Annotated in this window: 13 protein-coding genes and 2 tRNA genes; 6 read left to right on the forward strand and 9 right to left on the reverse strand. The window is 57.0% G+C overall.

Going from position 1 to position 19,714, the window contains the following annotated elements; genetic code table 11:
* Positions 1-43: 43 nt before the first annotated feature.
* Entirely contained in the window at positions 44-949 is a 906-nt protein-coding gene (locus tag FNT36_RS12285; RefSeq protein ID WP_144847988.1) for an SDR family oxidoreductase, read from the reverse strand.
* Positions 950-1,238: 289 nt separating this feature from the next.
* Here FNT36_RS12285 and FNT36_RS12290 point away from each other — a divergent pair, with 289 nt between their 5' ends.
* Complete coding sequence (locus FNT36_RS12290; protein ID WP_144847990.1) at positions 1,239-2,747, forward strand: alpha/beta hydrolase family protein; 1,509 nt, start codon at positions 1,239-1,241, stop codon at positions 2,745-2,747.
* Between the two features lie 121 nt (positions 2,748-2,868).
* Here FNT36_RS12290 and FNT36_RS12295 read toward each other — a convergent pair whose 3' ends face one another.
* The 6 genes from FNT36_RS12295 to FNT36_RS12320 all read right to left on the reverse strand — a co-directional run bounded on the left by FNT36_RS12295 (position 2,869) and on the right by FNT36_RS12320 (position 7,193).
* Positions 2,869-3,585 carry an SDR family oxidoreductase gene (locus FNT36_RS12295; protein WP_144847992.1) on the reverse strand — a complete coding sequence of 239 codons (717 nt, stop codon included), beginning with the start codon at positions 3,583-3,585 and terminating at the stop codon, positions 2,869-2,871.
* Between the two features lie 75 nt (positions 3,586-3,660).
* A complete protein-coding gene (locus FNT36_RS12300; protein WP_144847994.1) occupies positions 3,661-4,107 on the reverse strand; it encodes a putative signal transducing protein in 447 nt (148 codons plus the stop codon).
* 95 nt (positions 4,108-4,202) lie between these two features.
* Entirely contained in the window at positions 4,203-4,745 is a 543-nt protein-coding gene (locus FNT36_RS12305; protein WP_144847996.1) for a hypothetical protein, read from the reverse strand.
* Positions 4,746-4,772: 27 nt separating this feature from the next.
* Positions 4,773-5,360, reverse strand: a complete 588-nt coding sequence (locus FNT36_RS12310; RefSeq protein ID WP_144847998.1) for an energy transducer TonB — start codon at positions 5,358-5,360, stop codon at positions 4,773-4,775.
* Between the two features lie 171 nt (positions 5,361-5,531).
* The gene (locus FNT36_RS12315) at positions 5,532-6,095 is read right to left on the reverse strand and encodes a fasciclin domain-containing protein (RefSeq protein ID WP_144848000.1); all 564 of its coding nucleotides are present in this window, start codon (positions 6,093-6,095) and stop codon (positions 5,532-5,534) included.
* Positions 6,096-6,191: 96 nt separating this feature from the next.
* The gene (locus FNT36_RS12320; RefSeq protein WP_144848002.1) at positions 6,192-7,193 is read right to left on the reverse strand and encodes a fatty acid desaturase; all 1,002 of its coding nucleotides are present in this window, start codon (positions 7,191-7,193) and stop codon (positions 6,192-6,194) included.
* A gap of 251 nt (positions 7,194-7,444) precedes the next feature.
* Between FNT36_RS12320 and FNT36_RS12325 the strand changes: the two genes are divergently transcribed.
* Both FNT36_RS12325 and FNT36_RS12330 read left to right on the forward strand, forming a co-directional pair.
* A tRNA-Gly gene (locus FNT36_RS12325) sits at positions 7,445-7,520 on the forward strand.
* Positions 7,521-7,601: 81 nt separating this feature from the next.
* Positions 7,602-7,684: transfer RNA gene (locus tag FNT36_RS12330), tRNA-Leu, on the forward strand.
* 427 nt (positions 7,685-8,111) lie between these two features.
* Here FNT36_RS12330 and FNT36_RS12335 read toward each other — a convergent pair.
* Together FNT36_RS12335 and FNT36_RS12340 are read right to left on the reverse strand one after the other, a co-directional pair.
* Positions 8,112-8,522 carry a response regulator gene (locus FNT36_RS12335; protein ID WP_144848004.1) on the reverse strand — a complete coding sequence of 137 codons (411 nt, stop codon included), beginning with the start codon at positions 8,520-8,522 and terminating at the stop codon, positions 8,112-8,114.
* 43 nt (positions 8,523-8,565) lie between these two features.
* A complete protein-coding gene (locus tag FNT36_RS12340; RefSeq protein WP_233635871.1) occupies positions 8,566-10,725 on the reverse strand; it encodes a PAS domain-containing sensor histidine kinase in 2,160 nt (719 codons plus the stop codon).
* Positions 10,726-11,238: 513 nt separating this feature from the next.
* Between FNT36_RS12340 and FNT36_RS12345 the strand changes: the two genes are divergently transcribed.
* The 3 genes from FNT36_RS12345 (at position 11,239) to FNT36_RS12355 (ending at position 19,713) form a co-directional block, all read left to right on the forward strand.
* A complete protein-coding gene (locus FNT36_RS12345) occupies positions 11,239-14,430 on the forward strand; it encodes a GH92 family glycosyl hydrolase (protein WP_233635872.1) in 3,192 nt (1,063 codons plus the stop codon).
* A gap of 309 nt (positions 14,431-14,739) precedes the next feature.
* The gene (locus FNT36_RS12350; RefSeq protein WP_144848010.1) at positions 14,740-16,212 is read left to right on the forward strand and encodes a DUF6377 domain-containing protein; all 1,473 of its coding nucleotides are present in this window, start codon (positions 14,740-14,742) and stop codon (positions 16,210-16,212) included.
* Between the two features lie 459 nt (positions 16,213-16,671).
* On the forward strand, positions 16,672-19,713 hold the full coding sequence (locus FNT36_RS12355; protein WP_144848013.1) for a SusC/RagA family TonB-linked outer membrane protein: 3,042 nt from the start codon (positions 16,672-16,674) through the stop codon (positions 19,711-19,713).
* Position 19,714: the final 1 nt, after the last annotated feature.

Consider the following 19,714-nt stretch of genomic DNA (forward strand, 5'->3'; position numbering starts at 1 on the left):
AACAGCCCGCTAGGCTAGTAGAACGTACAAACTCCTCCGTAGGTTACTCGTCGCTGCTGAGCTTGCCGCCCGTGACGTGTACCAGCGCGCCGGTCATAAAAGAGCCATCTTGCGAGGCCAGCAGCACGTAGGCTGGGGCTAGCTCCTCGGGCTGGCCAGGGCGCTTGAGCGCCACCTCATGGCCAAACTTGTCGATTTCGGTGCGCGGCATGGTGCCCACGATATTGGGCGTCCAAACCGGGCCGGGTATCACGGCATTCACCCGAATATTTTTCTCGCCTAGGTACAGCGCCAGCGACTTCGTGAGGGCATGAATGCCAGCCTTGGTGCAGGCGTAGTCCACCAGAATCGGAATGCCCACGATACCCACAATACTGCCGGTGTTGATGATGCAATCTCCGCTTTGCAGGTGCGGAATAACGGCCTGTGCCATCCACATGTACCCTAAGATATTAGTATCGAAGGTGCGCCGAATCTGGGCTTCGGTGATGTCCTCAAACTTTTCCTGCGAGGCCTGGAACGCGGCATTGTTAACCAAGATGTTGAGGCCGCCGAGCTCTTGGCGCACCAGGCGCACAGCCTGAAACGCCTGTTCACGGTCGCGCACATCAAGCTGCAGCACCTGGCACTGGCGGCCTTCCTGCTCTACGAGGCGCTTGGTCTCGGCGGCATCTTCTTGGTTTTCATTAAATAGAATAGCCACATTGGCGCCTTCCTTAGCAAAGGCGATGGCCACGGCCCGGCCAATGCCCGAGTCGGCCCCCGTGATGAGGGCCACCTTGCCTTCGAGCTTGCCCGCGGCGCGGTAGGCAGCCAGGTCCGACTGCGGTTGCAGCTTCATGTCGGCCTGCTTGGCGGGATAAGGCAGTGTTTGAGAATGCTGCTTCATGTCGGCCGCCATAGGGCGCTTGGGTGGGGCAGGGGCAGAAGTCGATTTTTTGGTAGGCATAAAACAGGGGCAATGAGTATAGCCCTGCTTACGGAAAAACTACGCCTAGGGCTGCTAGCACCGCACAAAGCCAGCGCAAGGCAGACTACCACCTTAAAGCAATGCGGTCAGTATAATTTTTAAAGGTCGAGGTTTTCTGTATTTCATTAGCTATGTGTGCATTGTTCATTTAGGGATGCGACTATAGTCAGCTTTGTCGCTTAAAAGCCAGCCTCTCAATGGCAGCGACCTAGTACCTTGCGGAGTATTGACCTTACTTTATTTTAACTTCCTTATAGAGTGCTACTTTATGCAGAAATTATTACTCTTGCTGTTGCTCGTTAGTAGTTGGTTCGTTCATACTGTCGAGGCTAGGCCTGGGGCCGAAGAGCCCCCTCGCCTAAGCGGCCAGTGGCAAGGGCCGCTGAAAGTGCCCGGTGGCTCGCTCACGCTGATGATAACGATAGTGCCCCTCAGCAACGGCACCTACTACGCGGCCCTCGATGTGCCGCAGCAGCGCATCAGCCGCATGCCCGTAGAGGTCGAGCTAAAAGGCGACAATCTTGCCCTGCGTATCGAGCAGGCTGGTAGTCACTTTGAGGGCAAGGTACTGGCTGGCGGTGCCCAGCTTAGCGGCACCTGGCAGCAGCCGGGCCTCAAAACCGACCTAGTACTAGAGCGCGGCACTGCCCCGGCTGCCGCCCAAGCCGCCAAAAAGCTGCGCTTGACCCCGCCTTATCGCGAGTCAGAAGTGACTTTCAACAACCCTACGGGTAAATTCAAGCTCAGTGGAACGCTCACTATTCCTAGCGGTGAAGGCCCGTTTGCAGCAGTAGCCTTGCTTTCTGACTCGGGCCCACAGGAGCGCGACTGCGATTTGCAAGGCTACCATCTGTTTGGCATCCTGGCCGATTACCTGACCCGCCACGGCATTGCCGTGCTGCGCTTCGACGACCGCGGCGTGGGTCGCTCGGGAGGCGACTACACCCGCGCCACCACCGCCGACCTAGTAACCGATGCGCAAGCTGCGCTAGCTTTTTTGCGCAAAACACCTCTCATTGCGCCTCAGCAGGTGGGCTTGCTTGGGCACGGTGAAGGCGCCAACGTAGCCTTGTTGGCGGCGGCAGCGCCCCAGGGTGGGCCGGCCTTTGTGGCCTCGCTGGCAGGATACGGGCAGTCGGGCCGCGATGTACTACGGCGGCAGCAGGGCGAGATTATGCGCCTCATTGGCACCGATGGTACACAAATAAAAGCGGCCCAGGCGCTGTACGACCAACTCGTCGATGCCGTGCGCCAAACCCCTAACAATGCGGCTGCCCGCGCCAAAGTCATCACCTTGCTGCGCAGCAGCAATACCGCCCTCAGCGAAAGCATGGCTCGTGCTCGCGCCGCAGAGCTGACCTCGCCGTGGTCGCGCTATTTTCTGGATTTCAACCCCGCTACTCGCCTGCCCCAAGTGCAGTGCCCAGTGCTGCTACTCAATGGCACGGCCGACTTGCAAGTGGCCGCCGGCCGCCACCTAGGCGTGCTGCAAAAAGGCTTGCACCAAGGCACCGCCACCGTAGAGGCACACCGCCTACCGGGCGTCAACCATTGGTTTCAGCCCGACCAAGCCGACTGGCCCATTGTGGCGGGTGAGCGCCAGGCAGCTTTCTCGCCCGAGGGGCTCGACTACCTGCGCCTGTGGCTGCTTGAGCGTTCTAAACTTGCGAAAGCGCCCCTACCCGTAACGGTGCAGCGCCCGGCTGCCCAGCCCAAACCCGCCGCCCGCACCCGCGCCATGTCGCGGCCGCTAAAGCGTAGCACCGCCAAAGCGTAAACGGCTTAGAGCTGCTTTTAAAATGGCGCGCTGAAAGACAGCCAAGCAGAAGCTAAAAGGGGCACGTTAAAAACCAGATGACTTGGTTTTTAACGTGCCCCTTTTAGCTTCTGCTTGGCTATTACCAAGGCAGCTGCTCTTCGTTGTGGAAGTAGCCGCCCGTGGGGCCGTCGGCCGGGAGCAGGGCCAGCCGTACGGCCGTGCGGGCGCCTTCACGCACATCGAGAGGCGCACCTGCGCCGCCTAGGTCAGTTTTGACCCAGCCCGGATGGGCCGCATTAACTTTAATGGGCGAGTCGGCGAGGTGCTGGGCCAGTACTACGGTCAGCATATTCAATGCGGCCTTCGAAGAGGTATAGCCCGGCGTGGCCCAGCTGCCGCCCTGCCCCGCGCTGATGGTAGCCAGCGACCCTAGGATGCTGCTTTGGTTAACAATGCGTCCAGCCGGTGCTTGGTGCAGCAGCGGCAGCAAGGCCTGCGTAATGGCATAAGGCCCGATTACGTTGGCCTCGTAAGTCTGGCGCAGGGTGTCGGGGCTGGTTTCAAAGCCTGTATCAAGCTGCACCCCAGCATTATTTATCAGGATGTCGAGCCGGCCAAAGGTGTCCTGCAAGAAGCCTGGCAGCGCCGCGATGTCGGCATCATTAGTCACATCTAGTTCTACCGCCCGCGCGTCGAGGCCCTGGCCCCGCAGTGCGGCAGCCGGCTCCTCTGCCTTGCCCTGCCGGGCACCAAGCACTACCGCCACGCCCTGCTGTGCTAGCTGGCGGGCTATTTCGAGGCCTAAGCCCTTATTGGCTCCCGTAATAAGGGCTACTTTTTTCGAATGGTTTTCCATGACAAGCTAAAGAGGCTGGTGCCCCCAAAGGTTATCAGCTAGGTCTTACAAAGGCCTAAGGGCACACCTAGGCATTTAGTAGTCAAGCCCGCAGTTAAAGCAGTGATGCGTTTGGCCCTGCGCAAAGTAGTGCCGCAGGCGCGCGAGCAGCGTTGCCAGCCAAGAGGCGGCATTGGCGGGCTCGGCCGGTACATCAAAGGCCACATCGTGCGAGCCGCAGCGCGGGCAGGTTACTGCCTGCTTGGTAGGCTCGGCTAAGCCGCCAGCTACGGCCTGCATCACGGGCAGCTCGCGCAGTACTTCAGTGGCCTGGGCTGCATCGCGCTGGTACACGTGCAAGCGTACCCCACCCGCTACCGGGCTGTACATCCGGTTGAGCGACACCAGGTTCTCGTTGGTCAAAAAACACGGAATACCTGCCGCCTCCAGCTTGGTGCGCGCCAAATGAGCCGCCACGGGCTCGTAGTACGAGTCGAGCACAATAATATTCTCCTGCCGCGAGGAGCTAGAGCCGGTAGACATAAGGATAGCTGTGAGCAGCTAGCTAAGAAGTAATAACAGGGCCGACTGCACACTGCTGCCAGTGGCTTAAGCGACCTAGGTACTTAAAACAACACCTAGGGCTTTTTAGTGGCAGTGCGCAGGTCTTTAGCGGTACGGCTAGCGCGCAGGGCCGTAAACTCGGCCTGCCAAGCCCGGATGCGCACTTCCTCGCGGGCCGGCAAGTCGAGACGCACGCGAGCTAGCTGGGCATTGAGGCGCTGGTAAGCGGCCTGGGCATAGTCCCAGTCGCGCAGCTGCCAGGTGGCGCGGTGCGCCCGCGTGGCCCGCAGCAGCTGCCCGTAGGCCCCAGCAATGGTAGCAGGCGTGAGAGTACTTACTTTGCTAGCGTAGCTACCAAGCAGCTCTTGGTCTACACGCTTTTGGCGGCTGGCATCCAGCGGTACGGCCCGCCGGGCATGGTTGGCCGAGTCGAAGCGCGCCACCTGCCGGCCCACCCGCCGTAGCGTGCGCCCCGAGGCCCGTGCCGCCGTGTCTAGCTTGGTCAGCTCTTGGCGCACGGCAGCTTGGCGCTCGCGCGGGGTCGAGTCGCAGCCAGCTAGCTCCAGTAGCGCCAGGGCTACCAGACCTAGCCGGCCAGTAAAAGAGAGATGATTCATACCGCCAACATACGGCCTGGCTTCCAGTTAATGCTTTTTCATGGCAAAATTGAAAGGCAGCTCATACTCCACCGCCACCGCGTGCGAGCCAATGCGAGCCGGCACCCAGGTCTGCGGAATAATTCGGGCCACGCGCATAGCCTCTTCATCGCACGAGCGGCCCACGCGTTGCGTGAGGCGGTAGCCCGCCACCCGCCCTAGGGTATCAATTTTGATAGTCACCGTTACCTTGCCTTGCAGCAACCGCTCTTGAGCTTCCTGCGGATATTCGAGCTGTGCCATGTGGTAGCTCAACACCCCGGCCCCACCCACAAACATGGGGGGCTGGTCGGGCTGTACGTAGCGCCACTCGCCCGGCTTTACTTCTGTGAAATAAGTGGCATAAGGCACCTCCCGAAAAAAAACTAGTTTGTTTTTGTCGTGGTCGTAGCGCTGCACGACTACCTGCTGCCCAGTCGTGGTGTAGCCATAATATTCCCACACGCCCACTTTCTGTCCTTTTTCTGTTGTTCCCTTCTGGTACTTGGCTAATTGGGGCGCTTGCCCCAGCGCCGGTCTACTGGCTAAAAGCCCTAATAGTAGCCCACTAGTTAGTAAAGTACAGGTGCGTGTCATAAGAATACAATTGATTATAAACTAAATCATTAAACCTCGACTATTCAACGGCTAAGATATAGACGGCGCTTGCATACTAAAATGAAGTGCTCTTGTTTTTAGCCAATTTTCACAAAAAAACCGTTGGCCAGACAAGGCCAACGGTTTTGCTACATAACAATAAGTTAACGACTAGGGCATCAGTACTTTATTCACCACATGGATGACCCCATTGCTTTGCATTACGTCGGCAATAGTAACGGTCGAGATGCCGCCTTTTTCGTCCTTCAACTCGATAGTTTTGGGACCTTTCATCATGGCCGTCAGCGTGCCGCCGCTCACTGTTTTCAGCTCGGCTTTGCCACCGCCAGCCTTGATGGCTTTCATCAGGTCGGCCGAAGTCATGCGGCCTGCTACCACGTGGTAAGTCAGAATTTTGGTGAGCGTTTCTTTATTTTCAGGCTTCACTAGCGACTCTACCGTACCGGCAGGTAGTGCGGCAAATGCTTCATTAGTAGGCGCAAATACGGTGAAAGGACCGGGGCCCTGTAGGGTCTCTACGAGGCCGGCAGCCTTCACGGCGGCTACGAGGGTGGTGTGGTCTTTCGAGTTAACAGCGTTCTCGACAATGTTTTTGGTGGGGTACATTGGAGCGCCGCCTACCATTACTGTTTTAGCCTTTTGGGCCGAGGCCGATTGGATGGTGCCAGCACCGAGCAGGGCTACTAAAGCCAGCGAAGCAAACGAGAGTTTCATGAAACTAGGAAAAAGAAAAGTTGGAATAAGTGTGCAGGCACCTACGGTTCCGCTTCTTCGGTTGGATTTTCCCAGTCTGAAATTTTCTTAAAAAAATTAGTTGCTTACTAATTCGCGGTCGGGCACGCTTTGGTCACGCAGTGTGGCCGTACCTCGTTCGCGGCGTGTAATACGCGAGTAGAGGCTTATTTCTTGGTCAAATAAGAATTGAAAAAACAGCTTGGTATAGCTTTTATGTGCTAGCAGTGGCTCATAGAACTCGGGGGCTAGCTGTTTGAGCTTGGGCAAATTATTCCACGGGATGCTAGGCATATCGTGGTGCTCATTATGAAAGCCTACATTGAGGTTAATGCCGTTGAGGCGGCCGTAGTACGAATACGTTTCCTGCTCGGGGCTCAGGGTGAGGTAGTGCTCCTGAATCCAGCGTGCGCCTAGCGGGTGTAGCCCCACCGAAAACCAGAAGCTTAGAAACAGGTAGCCTAGCGCCATCCAACCTAGGAAGTAAACTACAGCCACATTGAAGGCCAGCTGCGCCACAAAATTGGCCACCACATAGCGGTCGATGCTGATGACTTCGCGGCAGCGCAGCGTGCGAATGACTTGGAATAGCGGAAAGAAGAATAGCCACACGGCTTTGCCTAGGCTATAGTTTTGAATCAGCTTGGCCTCGTACCAATCGGGCAGGTCGGCATCGAGCTCGTGCACCCCCTGAAAAACATGGTGCTTGATGTGAAAATTCTTGAAGCTAATGGCCGTTGGAAAAACAGATGGGAAATTGGCCAAGATGCCCGTAGCCACGTTGGCTTTCAAGGTTCGGAAAATTAAGTTGTGCGCGGCCTCGTGGATAACTACGAAGAGCGTATGCGACAGGAAAGCCCCCGCGGCATACGCTACCAGTACCGACCAGTACCACGCCTGGTGGCGCAGCGCGGCAGCCAAGCCTACTTGGGCCAGTACACAGCCTAGCCCAATCCAGAAGGTAACTGGTGTACGGGTCATGAGCTGCTTCACCTCGGGGTGAGCGCGGATAATCTGGCGAGTGCGCACGCGGTGCGGTTCGGACGCCGCCGTGACGGTGAAGGAGCTGGGAGCAGCCATAAGAGGGGAGGAAAAAAATATCGACCCGTAGGCCACAAGCTATGCCTAGCAAAGCTACGCCCGCCTACACAGCATCCGATGCCCGATAGTTCGGTTTGACACTAAATAGAAGGCGAGATAAAATTTTTTTTGCCTTGAGAATGAAGCAAAAACGTTCCAGGGTTAAATCTTTTTTAGGCCATTACTTGCATTGCACGGCCTTTTGCCTACCTTTGTATCACCATTCGCCGCCACGGCAGCGAAAACCTCAAGCGAGAGTAGCTCAGTTGGTAGAGCGCGACCTTGCCAAGGTCGAGGTCGCGAGTTCGAACCTCGTCTCCCGCTCCATAAAGAAGACGTTGCTAACAGGCAGCGTCTTTTTTGTTTGATGACTATTCGGTTGCCTAGCTAGCAGCCGTAAGCGCCTGAGCCAGAGTGGTGTAATGGTAGCCACGAGGGACTTAAAATCCCTTGTCTTCACGGACGTACGGGTTCGAGTCCCGTCTCTGGTACTAAAAAACCCGTTTCTGATTTAGAAACGGGTTTTTTTATTTGAGTTACAGAGCAGAGTGCAGTAAGTATGTCCTAACTAACTAATTTAATATTAGATAATTAAGTGATAAGTTAAAAGCAAAAAGATACGTCGCCTAACTAATTTGGCTAATCTATTTGCCTTGCAAGCAGGAGGTCATTAGTTAGAAACCTTTATCGGTTACCATTATAAAAAAACAGCCGCCTAGGTAATAACCTGAGTGGCTGTTTTACTTTATAGTTGACACAGTGCCCTTGTTAGTCTTACTCAATGAGATAACTATGTTGCTATGCCAAGCAGCGTAAATAGCAGAGGGTGGTTGCTGGCGAGCAATTGCATGATGGTGAAGGCTAGTGCCTAGCTAAACGACGGGTCAAATACTGGGCGAAATTCAAAGAAGCAAGGCACTAGGTCTTGGCATGGGCAAAATACTGGTCGATGACCATCTGCAGCTTAGCGGTTGTTAGGGGCTTGTCGAGTACGCCGTGGATAGGCAACTGCTGGAGGCGGTCTAGGTCGCGGGCGAGCACGGTGGTGGTGAGCAGGATAATAATGGTGGCCTGCTGCTGGGTTTGGGGCCGCTGCTGGTACGCTTCCAGAAACTCGATGCCGTTCATCACAGGCATGTTCACATCAAGTAATATCAGGGTCGGGCACTTCGTATTGTCTGGCGTGCAGGTGGTTTCGAGCATCTGTAAGGCCACGCGGCCATTTTCAGCTACCAGCACGTTGTCGGCTACTTGGGCACGCCGCACCAGCGTTTGATTAAGGAAATTAGTGGTCGGGTCATCATCGACCAGCAGGATACTGGAAAGCATAAAAATGTAACTGGATAAGTATGATAGCGAAAAACAGTACTACCTAGGCCGGAAAAACTAGGGTAAAGGTGGTGCCGATGCCTTCCTGGCTTTGTACTGAAATCGTGCCGCCGGCATTTTCCACGATTTTTTTCACCGTGTACAGGCCCACGCCCGTGCCCTCTACGTGGGTGTGCAGGCGCTGAAAGAGTTGAAACAGCCGCTTCTGCTGCTGTTCACCTATTCCCAAGCCATTATCCTGTACCGTCAACACTAAGTCTCTGCCCTGGCAGGCGCAGGCAACGCGGACCCAAGGCACGCGGGCAGGGTGGCGATACTTGAGCGCATTGCTGAGCAGATTGAACACAAGGCTGCGCAGATTCTTGGCCGAGAAAACGGTCGTTTCGTACCCGGCTACGGCTACGGCCAGCTGCGCATGAGTGGCCGTGAGCTGCGGCAGCAAATCTTGGCGCACGTCCTCGACCACGGCGGCTAGACTAAGGGTGACGGCGGGCTGGGCAAACTCGGCTTGCAGCTTGCTCACGTCGGTAAGGTGGAAAATGGTGCGCTTAAAGCGCTCCACCGATTCCTGCATGCGGTGCAAAATGGGCAGCAACAACTCGTGGGGCTCCCCGGTATCGGGCAGCAGTTCGGCGAGTAGTTGCAGCAGGCCCTCGATGTTGCTGATGGGTGTTTTTAGGTCGTGGCTGGCCGTATAAATGAAGTTGTCTAGGTCGACGTTGGTGCGCGTGAGGCTGGTGTTACTCGCGTGCAGCTCCTCGTTGGTAGACGTCAATTCCTCATTAATAGCGGCTAATTCTTGGTTGAGCACCTGCACCTGTTGGCGGGCCAGCACTTCTTCGGTTACATCTTGGGCATAGGTCACGAAGCCATCTACTTGACCCCGCTCGGTGAAGCGCGCCTGATAGGTAAGGTTGAAGAAAATGTCTTCTATAGGGCCCTCCGCCGTGCGGGCCAGCGGCACAAGCACCTCGCGGCTTTCGAAGGGCACGCCGGTGTCGTATACGGCGTGTAAGATGTCCATGAGTGGCTGGTCGGCCACCTCGGGCAGGGCGTCGACCAGCCGCTTGCCCATCAGCTCGCGCCCGTAAAACATGCGCTGGTAGCTGGGGTTCACCAGCTCGTACACCCACTCGGGCCCGTCGAATACACAGATGGCCAACGGGGCTTGCATAACCAACTGCTCGAGGCGCAGGCGCTGGCGCTCGGCCTCGGCGCGGGCGGCCTGGGCCTCGTGGGTACGCTGCTGCACGCGGGTTTCTAGCTCCTGGTTGAGCTGTTGTAACTGCTGCTGCGCTTCGCTCAGCGCGGTGTTGGCGAGCAGGTATTCTTCGTTGCTGGCCCGCAGCTCCTCGTTGATGGCCGCCAGTTCCTCATTGAGCTGCTGCACCTGTTGGCGGGCCAGCACTTGCCCTGTCACTTCTACGCCCATAGGCATCAGGCCAGTGAGCTGGCCTTGCGCGTCGCGTAGTGGCTGGTAAATGAAGGTGAAGTAGCCCTGCTCGGGCAGGCTGGTGTTCGCGCGGGCAATGCGGACGGGTATCTCGCTACGCGTGAGCGGCTGACCCGTATGCAGCACCTGCTGGAATATTTCTTCCAGCCCCTGCCCGGCTAGGCTGGGTAGCGCTTCGAATAGCGGGCGGCCCAGCACCTGCTCGGGCGGGCAGCCCCACAGCTCGCTCTGCCCCGCGTTGGCCAATTCCACCACAAAGTCTGGCCCCCGGAAGATAGCTACCGCAAAAGGGGCCTGCATTAGGGTGTGATGCAGCTCTGCCCGTTGAGCTTCGGCCTCGGCGCTGGCCGCCTGCTCGCGGGCCTGACGCTGGCGCAGGGCCTCGTCGGCCTGCTGTTGAGACTGCTCGGTAAGGGTGCTAAAGCTGACTAGCAGGTAGTTGTCGGTGCGCTGTGCCCGCGTGCGGAAGAAGTAGTCGAAGCCGTCGGCTTGGTAGCTGCCTTCCCACTCGGCGGGCACCTCCTCTACAAATGCCTGGCGCTGGTGGTTGAAGCCGACGCTTGCGACTGCTGGGAAAGTGCCTAGGTAGGTGCCACCGGGCTGTGCGGGCAGGTTGAGTAGGCGCTGGGCCGCCGGATTGACGCGGTAAAACGCAAAATCGACCAGCTCGCCCGCTGCGTTGTGTACGGGCTCATAGAGAATGGCGCCCGTAAAGGAGAGGTCGAAGTAGGTTTCAAAAGGGGTAGCCACAGTGGGACAAGGGCGAACATGCGGGGAGAAGACCTTAAACATACTAGCTACGGCCCTAAAGAGCTAGGCTCCCAGTAGAGTAGGCAGCGCAGTCTGGCATATAGGCTCAACCTAATTTTCTGCAAGCATGCGCAAGTCAGCTATGTTTGCGAAAAACCTTATTATCTAGCTACTTAACTTTAAACATTAGTTGTAGCTGCTCAACCGGAGGATTTTTAGCAGCTAGCTTGTTGTCCTGCTTTTGCTTTCCCACGGCTGCATCTGCCTTAGCCTAAAGCTCTGCCAGTAAGTTCGGGTTAGCGATAATGGAGTAATGCTCAGCTCCCCACAACACGAGTTCTGCAATAGGGGGGATGATGGTAGCCTCGCTTTTTCGTCAGGCGGTAAGTAGCTGGCTTTTCCCTCTCAACTCAACTAGCTCAGCTCCACGCTCCACGACTACTTCTCTAGGGTACTGCAACCCGCACGGCGCTTATCTTTTGCTTCCATTTCGCTGCTACCTGTATGAGAACGATGAAAGCGCTTTTCCTGCTTGTCTTACTTAGCCTCGGAATAAGCGGTAGAAGCCACGCGCAACAGCCCAAAAAAACTATCTGGCAGGTAGGCCGAGCAGACCATTCCGGCACTGAGTTTGCGCTGGCGCCCGCCGGCTTCCGCCAATTTGTGGCGCACGATTTTGGCTACGAAGACAAGCGCTTTGTCATCGGCTTTTCGAAAGAGAAAACGGATTTTCCCTACGTGCTCCCCGGCCCGGCCGATACATGGGGCGGCACCTGGAGCACCGCCGGCTGGCGTACCAATCAAGTAACCTTGGTTTTTGCCCTCTCGCAGGCGCCCGCCGCCACCGGCTACCAGCTAGTGGTGCGCTTGGCCGACTATGCGAAGAAGTTTCCGCCCTTGGTGAAAATCAGCATCAACGGGCAGGACAAGAAAATCCAGCTGGCTACGGCTGGGGCGGCGCCCACCCAGCTGCGGCCCACCCTGACGGAAGCCGTCGGTGACACAGCGGCGCTGAGCGGCAACTTGGCGGCGGCCACGCCCTACCTTATCCAGGTACCTATTGGCCACAACGTGCTGCGCAAAGGGGGCAACAGCGTCACCATCACCATCCTGGAGGGTTCCTGGATACTATTTGACCAAGTGCAGCTCCTAGGTCCGGCCGCGACAACGGTGCAGCAACCCAATCAGCTAGTGGTTCGGAACGTAGCGCCAGCACCCTACGAGCTGGTCGCCGACGGTCGGCGCCGGCAGCCCTTGCTCGTGAAGGTCGATCACCTACGCGGTGCGCCTATATTGCAGGTGCGCCTGGATAAGAAATTAATTTTTAGTGAGGTAGTAGAAAAGGACGCCTACGAGTTTGAGGCCCTGATGCCGGCTGTTACTAAGCCGACGCGCAGCCGGTACGAACTGCTGGAAAACGGCCACGTGATTCAAGCGGGCAGCATAACCCGCGCGGCGCAGCCGGCGCAGACCTTGGCCGACTACGTGGACACGCGCTTAGGCACGGCCCACTCGCGCTGGATGATAGCCCCAGGACCCTGGATGCCTTTTAGTATGGTGAAGATGAGCCCCGACAACCAGAATAGCGGGTGGCAGGCTGGATACGAGCCCACGCGGGAAAGCATTGGCACATTCAGTCATCTTCACGAGTGGACCCTGGCTGGCCTAGGTGTATTTGCAACCAATGGCAGGCTCAAAACCACTATTGGTGATGAGTTTCGACCCGCGGCGGGCTACCGCTCGCGCATCGATAAAAAAACGGAAGAGGCGCCCATTGGCTACTACAAAGTGCAGCTGGCCGACTACGACATCAAGGCGGAAGTAACCGCGACCACGCGGTGCGGCTTTGAGCGCTTCACCTTTCCGGCCAATCGCGACAGTGCCCGCATCCTGCTTGACTTGCACATCCCGGCCGAATACGACTATCAGCTTAAGAAGGTGAACCTCACGAAGGTGAGTGCGTACCGGATAGAAGGGGTAGTGCACCAGTTTTCGCCCGCAGTGTGGAGCAACGATGCGGCGCAAGACTACACCTTGCACTTTGTAGTAGAGTTTGACCAGCCCATCAAGCGCCTAGGAGGCTGGCTGAACAAGCGCGTGCAGTACGGCGATGTGCTGGCCGCGAAGGACGTGCAAGAAGCTGGGCTGTTCGCTGAATTTGACGCCCAGCAAACCCCGGTGGTGCAGGTCCGGTCGGGCATCTCGCTCGTGAGCCTAGCCAATGCCCGGCAAAACCTGGAAACCGAAATAACCAAGCCGTTTGGCTGGCGCTTCGACGCGGTGCGCCAGCACCAGCTGCAAACTTGGAATGCGCTCTTCGACCGAGTGAGAATAACGACTACCAACCGGCTCGAAAAAGTGCGTTTCTACAACGCGCTGTACCGCTCCATTTGCAGTCGCAACACCTGGAGCGACACCAACGGCGAGTGGCGCGGCACCGATGGCCGCGTGCAGAAGCTAGCCCGCCCTGATGATGTAGCACTGGGCTGCGATGCCTTTTGGAATACCTTCTGGAACCTGAACCAGGTCTGGAACCTCGTGTTGCCGGAGTGGAGCAACCGCTGGGTAAACTCGCAATTGGCCCTCTACGATGCCTACGGCTGGCTAGCCAAAGGCCCGGCCGGCATGAACTACGTGCCGGTGATGGTGGCCGAGCACGAAATACCACAGATGGTTGCCGCGTACCAGATGGGCATTCGCGACTTTGACGCGCAGAAAGTGCTGGCCGCGGCTGTCAAAATGCAGACCACGCCCGCACAGAAAGTATTTAATGGCTTTGCGGGCAACCGCGACCTCGTGGCCTACGAGCAGTACCAGTATGTGCCCGCCGACAAGGGGCGGTTCTCCAATTCGATGGAATATTCGTTTGATGACTGGACGGTGGGGCAATTGGCCAAAGCCCTAGGTCAGCAAGACGTGTACACGAAGTTTAATGCGCGTGGCGCATGGTGGCAGCACACCCTGGACAGCACCGGCTTCAGTCACTTGAAACTAAGCAATGGTCGCTGGACCGCCGGCTTCGACCCGTTCAAGAGCGGCGCCAACGAGGAGTATGTGGAGGGTAACGCTTGGCAATTGACGTTTTTTGTGCCGCAGGATGTGCCGGCGTTGGTCAATAAGATAGGTTCCCAGACGTTCATTGACCGGCTGGAATGGGGCTTTCGAGCCAGCGAGCCCTGGCGCTACAACGGCATGAACGACCAGTACTGGAACTACCCCGTGGTGCAGGGCAATCAGCAGTCGATGCACTTCGCTTTCTTGTTTAACTGGGCTGGTAAACCCTGGGCTACTCAAAAGTGGAGTCGTTCCATCTTGGAGCGGTACTATGGCTACGGGGTGTCCAACGCCTACCTAGGCGACGAAGACCAGGGGCAGATGAGTGCGTGGCTGATTATGGCCTCCCTAGGTCTGTTTCAAACAGATGGCGGCACCAGTGCCACGCCGCGCTATGAAATAGGTAGTCCGTTGTATCAAAAAGTAGAAATCGACCTAGGGCAGCGCTTTGGGCGCGGCAAAAAATTCACGATTATCGCCCACCACGCCTCGCGCACCAACCTTTATGTGCAGAGCGCCACGCTGAATGGCAAGGTATTACGCTCATTCGACTTCCCCGCCTCGGAGCTGCTACAGGGGGGCTCCCTAGTGCTCACTATGGGGCCGCAACCCAATAAAGCGTGGGGAGTAGCAAAGCTCAAAGTTGATTGACATTCCCTTTGGGGAAACGTGCTAGAACATAGTATGGGCTGCTACAAGGCCGAACATATTGAGGTAGGTAGCTCCCTTTTCACTGGGGCAACCTATCTATTATAAACAGAGCCTCCTAGGTTCACGGTAGTCTGTATATTGCGTGAACAAATGCAGGCAAGACTATTTCTAAGCTTTGTTCTATTACTCGTTCTCGGCTTCAGAACTTGTGCCAAAGCGAGTAAGGCAGATAGTCTACTCTTAGCCCTGAACAAAGCGCTCGCCCAGCGCCCGTATTACGATGCGCAGCGATTAAATCGCATTGGCTTTTTGCGTACCGAATATGCGGCCAGCGACAGCGACCCCAACACTCAATTTAACCTAGGTCTGCGTATTTACGACGAATACAAGGCCTACAAATACGACTCGGCTTTTGCTTACTGCCTGCGCATAAACCGACTGGCCGAAAAATCGGGTGATGCAAAGAAGATAGCGCTTGCTAAGCTCAAGCTATCGTTTATCCTGCTGTCGTCGGGCATGTTTAAGGAAACGTTTGACGCGCTGGCTGACCTCAAGGCGCAGCAGCTTTCGGTGCCCGACCGCATAGACTATTACTTCTTAAAAGCACGGGCTTATAGCGACCTAGGTACGTTTGACCAGGATGATTATTACCGGCCTATAAACTACGCGAAGTCACTGGCCTATGCCGATACAGCCCAGCAATTGTGCCGTGACGTTTCGTACCAGTGCCTCACCATTGCGGGCTTTATCGCGCAGAAGAAGGTGGACCTGCCAGCAGGCATTCAGTCTTACCAGGCGATGCGCCGGCTGCCGGGCCTTACGCCCCACCAACTGGCCGTTAGCGCCAGCACGCTAGCCAATATCTACGAAATGAGCCATCAGGAAGAAGCCGCTTTTGAGCTGCTGCTGGTGGCCGCCATTGCCGATGTGCAGTCGGCTACGAAGGAAACACTGGCGATTTTTAAGGTATCGGACTATTGCTACCGGCGGGGCGACTTGCAGAATGCCTACCGCTTTATACGGGAGGCGCGCGATGAAGCGGCATTTTACAAAGCCCGGCAGCGGCAAGTCGAAATCAGTCACATTTCGTCGATTATCGAAGGCGAGAAGGTGGGCATCATCGAGCAGCAGCGCCAAACGCTGCAGCGTAATTCGTGGGTGCTGGCCGGGTTGGCAGCTTTTGGGGCGGTGTGTACGCTTGTCATTTTTTTGCAGCTACGCCGGTTGCAGCGGGCCGACAAACGCGTGCTGGCTTCTAATGAAGAGCTGCGAGCTGCGATTGGACAGCTGCATCAATTGAATGGGCGGCTAAATGAAGCCAACCGCATTAAGGATGAATACATCGGGTATTACCTCAATTCAAATTCGCAGTATCTCGACAAGCTTGAAGCCTTGAAAAAGTCGCTCGTGGCCCTGCTCGATAGCAAGCAGTACACCGGCTTGCAGCGGCTGCTCGACGGAGTCAATATCAAGCACGAGCGCACGGCCCTGTTTAAGAACTTTGACCAGGTTTTTCTAAAGCTTTTCCCCCGATTCATTTCCGCGTTCAACACGCTGTTTCGGGCCGAAGACCACGTGCAGCTGGCCGAGGACCAACTGCTCACGGCCGAGCTGCGCATCTTCGCGCTCGTGCGCCTAGGTATCGATGACAGCGAGCGCATCAGCCGCATCCTAGGCTACTCCATCAATACCATTTACACCTATAAGACGCGAGTGAAAAACCGGTCTATACTCCCCAACGAGGAGTTTGAAGCGCAGGTGCGGGTTCTGGATGCGACCTAACCGCAGGGGGGCAATTGACACATATGGGACACGCGTAGCTACCTGTTTCGGCCGGCGGTGCGCGTGTGTGTGCATTGCTTTCAGCAGTCACACGTGCCGCGAGAACACCGCCCGCCTCTATATGCGGCAGTGTGGTTGCGGCACTCATAGCAGGCCATCTGTATCGCTGCTTGCGACAGGGGCTAAGAGGCAATTTCTGAGGGCAAATGTCAACTTAGGCCTTAATATCTACTTCATATTTCATAAACTTTTTGGAAGGATAAAGCAATGAAATATAAAGAGTTAATATTATACTAATCTATATTTTTCATACCTGTGTTTGACTAGTTTTCTCCGGGATTGGGCTAGTATTCCTTTGCCTTGCTTTCAGCGCTCTTCAGGCAAAGTCTACGACTTCTAGCGCTGGTTTAGCAGCCTTCCACACTGGGAGGCTGTACTCACTATTCCCCAGTCCCACCCATGATGCCACCCTTACGTTGGCTGCGCCCAGTTGGCGCGGGCCTAGCTTTTCTGTCTACGCCGGTTATCGGCATTCTAGCGGCTAGCCCGGCGGTGGCCGGGCCCCTGAAGCCAAGTCGGCACCGGCCGATGACCACTATTGCGCCGGTGGCAAGTGGGGTAGTGAGTGGGCGTGTGGTCGATGCCAAGAGTGCACCCCTGCCGGGCGTGACGGTGATAGTGGAGGGCACCACGCTCGGCGCCACTACCAATGAGGATGGCGTGTTTACCATCCCAAATGTGCCGGCCGGCCAGCACACGCTGATATATTCGTCGGTGGGCTTCGCAACGGCTCGGGTCTCGGTGACGGTGCTAGATGGCAAGCCCGTGCAGGCCCCCCTCACTACCCTAGGCGAAAATGCCCAGGCCCTGAGCGAAGCGGTGGTAGTGGGCTACGGCACTCAGCGCCGCCAAGACGTAACTGGCTCCATCACAACCGTCGATAGCAAGCAGTTTGTGAAGGGTCAGGTAACTAGCCCCGAGCAGCTAGTGCAGGGTAAAGTGGCCGGCGTGCAGATAACCACCGCCGGTGGTGCGCCGGGCGCGGGCAGCCAGATTATCATTCGGGGCGGCTCGTCGCTGAGCGCCAGCAATCGGCCTTTGTTCGTGATTGATGGCGTGCCGGTGACCAACGATGGGTTGGCCGGTGCGGGCAATCCACTCTCACTCATTAACCCAAATGATATCGAGAGTGTTACGGTGCTCAAGGATGCCTCAGCTACAGCCATTTACGGGGTGCGCGCCTCGAACGGGGTAATCATCGTGACCACCAAAAAGGGCTTGGCCGGCGAGGCGGTGCGGGTGAATGTTTCGACGCAGCACTCCGTTGCCACGGTGGCCAAGTACGTGCCGGTACTCACGGGCGACCAGTTTCGCGACCTAGTGCTGAATTATGGTAACTACCAGCAGCAAGCCCTACTAGGTACCGAAAACACCGACTGGCAGCGCGCCATTTACCGCCCGGCTTACACCACCGATAATACCGCCAGCGTGCTGGGCGCGCTGGGCAAGGTGCCGTTTCGGGCATCGGTGGGCTACCTAGACCAGCAAGGGCTGCTGAAGCGCAACGACCTGAAGCGTTATACCGGCAACCTAAGCCTGACGCCGGTGCTGCTGGATGGCAACCTGCGCATAGAGCTGAACCTGAAAGGCTCATGGATTGATAATAACTTCTCAGACCAGAGCGCGGTGGGTACAGCCGTGGGCTTCGACCCTAGCCAGCCCATCACTTCCGACGACCCGCGCTACGCGCCCTTCGGCGGCTATTATGAGTTTTTGCAGGGCAATGGGCAGTTGGTCAACTTGTCGGCGCGCAACCCACTGAGCCTCATCAACCAGCGCCGCGACCGTAGCACCGTCAAGCGCAGCCTAGGCAACGTGCGCCTCGACTATAAGCTGCCCTTCGTGCCGGGCCTCTCGGCCAACCTAAACGTGGGCTACGACGTGCAGCGCGGCCGCGGCACCGTGTTTGTGGCGCCTAGCTCGGCCTCGCAATACAACCGCCAGGGCATCAACAACCAGTACAGCCAGAACCTCGACAACCACCTGCTCGAAGCCTACGCCAAGTACGAGGGCCGCGTGCTGGGCCAGCGCCTAGAGCTGCTGGCCGGCTATTCGTTTCAGAAGTTTGGCAATACCAATTACATCTTCGATGACCGCCGCGCCGATGGCAGCGTGTACACGCCCCTCACGCCGACCTACGACAACCAGACGCAGTTCACTAATAACCTGGTGCTGCTCTCGTACTACAGCCGCCTGAACTACAACGTGGCGGATAAGTACCTCTTTACGGGCACGTTCCGCATCGATCAAACGTCTAATTTTGCACCCTCACGGCGCACGGGCTACTTCCCCTCGGGGGCATTTGCATGGCGGCTCAAGGGCGAAGATTTCCTGAAAGAAAACGCCACGGTATCGGAATTGAAGCTGCGCCTAGGCTACGGCCAAACCGGGCAGCAGGACATCGGCATCAACTCGGGCTACCTGCCCATCTCTACGCTCAGCACCAACACGGCCCAGCAGCTGGTGGGCGGGCAGTACTACCGCACGCTGCGCCCCAGCTTCTACAACCCCGAGCTAACCTGGGAAACCACCACGACCTACAACGTGGGCCTCGACTATGGCTTCTTCGACGGGCGCCTGACTGGCGCGGTAGAAGTGTACCAACGCGATACCAAGAACCTGCTGTTCTTCAGCAATGTATCGGCGCTCTCCAACCTTTCCAACGCGGGCTTTCTCAACATTGGCTCGCTCACCAACCGGGGTGTGGAGCTAACGGCCAACCTCGATGTGGTGCGCGGCAAGAAGCTCAACGTGGCAGTGAATGCCAATGCCACCTTCAACCGCAATCGCATCACCAAGCTGACGCTGGTGGACGATGCCAACTACGTGGGCCAGATAAACGGCTCGCAAATCAACGCCGTGGGTGCGCCGGCCGGCTCATTCTACGTGTACAAGCAGCTGTATAATGCAGAAGGCCAACCCATTCAGAACGCTGTAGCTGACCTAGAGGCCGATGGCGTGCTCAATGGCTCGGACCGCTACATCAGCAAGTCGCCCCGGCCCACGACCATCCTGGGCTTTGGCAGCACGGCCAATTATGGCAAGCTCAACCTGGCTTTCACGCTGCGCGCCAACCTAGGGGGATACATCTTCAACGGGGTGCGCTCGGGCGCCTACTTCGCGCCCAGCACCAACGGCACGCTGGGCAACCTTTCGACCGAGATTCTGGCCTCGCGCCTGGCCAACTTCAACAGCCTCACGGCGCAGTCAGACTACTTCCTAGAAAATGGCTCGTTTGCGCGCCTCGAAAACGTGACGCTGGGCTACCAGTTTGGCAGTGTGCTGGGCAAAAACTCGACCCTGAACCTCACGGCCGCCGCCCAAAACCTCTTTCTGCTGACCAACTACTCGGGCATTGACCCCGAAATCAGCAGCGGCTACGACAGCAACATCTACCCCCGGCCGCGCACCTTCACCCTGGGCCTCACCTACGGCTTCTAAA

The sequence above is a fragment of the Hymenobacter setariae genome (genome assembly GCF_007713685.1).
GTDB classification, from domain to species: domain Bacteria; phylum Bacteroidota; class Bacteroidia; order Cytophagales; family Hymenobacteraceae; genus Hymenobacter; species Hymenobacter setariae.

Coding starts and splice junctions, on each gene's coding strand:
- FNT36_RS12285 (WP_144847988.1), bottom strand. CDS start 949: ATGCCTACCAAAAAATCGACTTCTGCCCCTGCCCCACCCAAGCGCCCT.
- FNT36_RS12290 (WP_144847990.1), top strand. CDS start 1,239: ATGCAGAAATTATTACTCTTGCTGTTGCTCGTTAGTAGTTGGTTCGTT.
- FNT36_RS12295 (WP_144847992.1), bottom strand. CDS start 3,585: ATGGAAAACCATTCGAAAAAAGTAGCCCTTATTACGGGAGCCAATAAG.
- FNT36_RS12300 (WP_144847994.1), bottom strand. CDS start 4,107: ATGTCTACCGGCTCTAGCTCCTCGCGGCAGGAGAATATTATTGTGCTC.
- FNT36_RS12305 (WP_144847996.1), bottom strand. CDS start 4,745: ATGAATCATCTCTCTTTTACTGGCCGGCTAGGTCTGGTAGCCCTGGCG.
- FNT36_RS12310 (WP_144847998.1), bottom strand. CDS start 5,360: ATGACACGCACCTGTACTTTACTAACTAGTGGGCTACTATTAGGGCTT.
- FNT36_RS12315 (WP_144848000.1), bottom strand. CDS start 6,095: ATGAAACTCTCGTTTGCTTCGCTGGCTTTAGTAGCCCTGCTCGGTGCT.
- FNT36_RS12320 (WP_144848002.1), bottom strand. CDS start 7,193: ATGGCTGCTCCCAGCTCCTTCACCGTCACGGCGGCGTCCGAACCGCAC.
- FNT36_RS12335 (WP_144848004.1), bottom strand. CDS start 8,522: ATGCTTTCCAGTATCCTGCTGGTCGATGATGACCCGACCACTAATTTC.
- FNT36_RS12345 (WP_233635872.1), top strand. CDS start 11,239: ATGAAAGCGCTTTTCCTGCTTGTCTTACTTAGCCTCGGAATAAGCGGT.
- FNT36_RS12355 (WP_144848013.1), top strand. CDS start 16,672: ATGATGCCACCCTTACGTTGGCTGCGCCCAGTTGGCGCGGGCCTAGCT.